General features: G+C 36.7%; 5 protein-coding genes. 4 read left to right on the forward strand and 1 reads right to left on the reverse strand.

All coding sequences use genetic code 11. The features are described 5' to 3' along the window. The first annotated feature begins 177 nt into the window (after positions 1 to 177). Entirely contained in the window at positions 178 to 624 is a 447-nt protein-coding gene (smpB, locus tag M901_RS10365; protein WP_021278151.1) for an SsrA-binding protein SmpB, read from the forward strand. Here smpB and M901_RS10370 read toward each other — a convergent pair. Continuing rightward, positions 621 to 1,499 carry a class I SAM-dependent methyltransferase gene (locus M901_RS10370; protein ID WP_021278154.1) on the reverse strand — a complete coding sequence of 293 codons (879 nt, stop codon included), beginning with the start codon at positions 1,497 to 1,499 and terminating at the stop codon, positions 621 to 623. The genes smpB and M901_RS10370 overlap by 4 nt on opposite strands. A 73-nt stretch (positions 1,500 to 1,572) precedes the next feature. Between M901_RS10370 and M901_RS10375 the strand changes: the two genes are divergently transcribed. From M901_RS10375 to M901_RS10385, 3 genes are all read left to right on the forward strand, one after another. After that, positions 1,573 to 1,833: a PqqD family protein gene (locus tag M901_RS10375; RefSeq protein ID WP_021278153.1), complete on the forward strand. Its 261-nt coding sequence runs from the start codon at positions 1,573 to 1,575 to the stop codon at positions 1,831 to 1,833. Between the two features lie 7 nt (positions 1,834 to 1,840). Next, entirely contained in the window at positions 1,841 to 2,224 is a 384-nt protein-coding gene (locus M901_RS10380) for a S26 family signal peptidase (RefSeq protein ID WP_198295390.1), read from the forward strand. Then, positions 2,221 to 2,584 (forward strand): radical SAM protein (locus tag M901_RS10385; RefSeq protein ID WP_021278150.1); only part of this gene is annotated, 364 nt, incomplete at its 3' end. The genes M901_RS10380 and M901_RS10385, both read left to right, overlap by 4 nt.

Here is a 2,584-nt window from a genome sequence, read left to right on the forward strand (position 1 = left end):
AGTCTTCCAATTTAAGAGAAAACAAATTGGGAAAGGACTCAAAACATATGCCTCAAAAGAAAAAATTGAAAGTGCTCTAGCAGAGATTGGTCACCCAGTGACTGTTCGCGCCGAGGCTTTACAACTTGAGGATATTCAGAAATTATATAAGCTACTGAGTGAATAAACGGATACATCATGGGTATTAAAATTATTGCCAAAAATAAAAGAGCTGGATACGACTATCACCTCGTTGAAAAGTTCGAAGCTGGTTTAGTTCTTCAAGGAACTGAGGTTAAGAGTTTACGCGATGGAAAGGTCACTATTGCTGAAGCTCACATCACTATCGATAAAGATGGTGAAGCTTGGGCCAATAATATTAAAATCCCACAGTATGAATTTGGAAATATCCACAATCACAAAGAAGACAGAAAGAGAAAACTCCTTCTGCATGAAAGTGAGATCAAATATATCGAGCATGAGGCCAAGGCCCAAAGACTTACGATTGTTCCAACAATTATCTATTTCAAAGGTTCAAGAGTTAAACTTGAGATTGCCCTAGCAAAAGGTAAGAAACTTCACGACAAACGTGCTGATAAAGCAGAGAAAGATGTGAAGAAACGTATTAGAACAGGTGATTACTAATTCCCTTCAATTATCCAAAATTCATCTAAACGTGAATTAGAATCTAATTCTCTGTGAATAATTTCGCCTTTAAGACCGGCCTCTCTTAGTTCGGACTTAATACTATCTGCACTTTCATAGAAATAGAAATACGAAAGCATATCAGAAGAGTTGTGATGACCAACGCTTGAAATTAGCGTATCACCAGGCTCCCACTCTCTCTTTGTAAAGAACCATCGCATTCTCAATATCCATGAAGAAATTCTAAAACGTAAAGATTCGTTAACTCGCCTGTCATAAAATCCGTGAATCATCACCCCATCTTTAGCAACATGCTTAAAACACTCTTTGAAAAACTTCACTCTATTCTTGCGTCCCTGAATATGGCTTGTAATTGCAAAAGAGATATGGACAAGGTCATATTTTCGACCAGTTTCAAAACTCTGATCTCCATGATAGAAATTCACATCTAGCCCTGATTCTTTGGAAATATTTTTTGCGGCCTCAACCATCTCAAGATTAATATCGAGAGCATCAACCTGATAACCTTCTTTGGCGTAGTAGAATGGCTCTCGACCGGCCCCTGCACCCACAATAAGAATATTCCTTAATGATTGCCCTCGAGACTTTAAATGATTTAAAACAGCAAGCTCTTCAGTTGTTAATCCAGAATGTGCCACGGCCTTGTAGTATTCTAGCTCTTCTTGATGATTGTAACGTAACTCGGCGTCCTCCTCCAAAAAAGAGTTTGCAGAAAATCTCGCAGAAAAGAGCGCCTGAAAAATCTGAGTACTACGTCTTATAAGTAATTCAAGCTTTCCAAATTTCTTCGGAATTTTAAAAAATACTCCGGGACGATACTCGGCCATTCTTTCATTCTCTGACAATTTCGACATTAGAGTTTACCTTTATCCCGTTTCTCACTATATTTAACTAAATAAAAAGTTAACAACTGATAGGTATATTCTAATGCAAACAATCGAAAAAGCTAAAGATATTTCATGGACAAAACTCAATGATAATATAGTTATTCTTGATACACGTGATGGACATATTTATCATGAGCTAAATTCAGTGGCCTCTTTAATCTGGACAGAAATCACAACGGGAAGCACATTAGATTCCCTTATTCAGAAAGTGACAGAGGAATATGATATAGATGCCAATACTGCTCAACATGATGTTCTTGAGCTTCTTGAGAAATTTAAGAATAAGGGTCTTCTCTCTTAAAAATTCCATGGAAGAAATATATACAGTAGAAGGAATTAGCATGCATCCCTATTTAAAACAGGGAGATCGTGTCATCATTCAAAGAGATAACTTCTCCGTTAAGATTGGTGATATTATTCTACTGGAAAGTCCTCATTCTAAAACTCCCATCATTCATAGAATGCTCAAGGCAGGACCAAAGGGAGATTATCTAAAGAACTATGATCATGAAATCTATCATGAATTTAAGATTATTGGTAAATACAAAGGAAAACTAAAGTCTTCTAACTCAATCACTCCCGAAGTGAGACTCTTCAAAAGAATTAGAACTTTACTCTCTACTTTGAATCACGATAAACTCAAGTATACAAATAAGCTAGCATCACTTCTACTTAAGGTAATAAGGTTATGAGTAAAGAGTTTTTCGATTCACTGGATCCAACAGAGCACCAGAGCATCGAAACCAAACTACGTATTAACGCCCTTAAAAATTGTATTCCTTTAAACGTGACAATTGAGCTTTCACAGCAATGTAATTTCCGTTGCTCACACTGCTATAATTTTGATCGTACACAATCAAACTCAATACCCAGTGAGAATAAACTCTCCCCAAAATTATCTCAGGAAGAAGTTCTCCGTATTATTAGCGAGATCAAACAACAAGGAGCCCTCTCTGTTTGTTTCACAGGAGGAGAAGTCTTACTCGAGAGAAATCTCGAAATCTATATTCAAAAGGCCAAGGAAATTGGTCTCAATGTCAGACTTAAAAGTA

It is taken from the genome of Bacteriovorax sp. DB6_IX, from assembly GCF_000447775.1.
Classification (GTDB): Bacteria; Bdellovibrionota; Bacteriovoracia; order Bacteriovoracales; family Bacteriovoracaceae; genus Halobacteriovorax_A.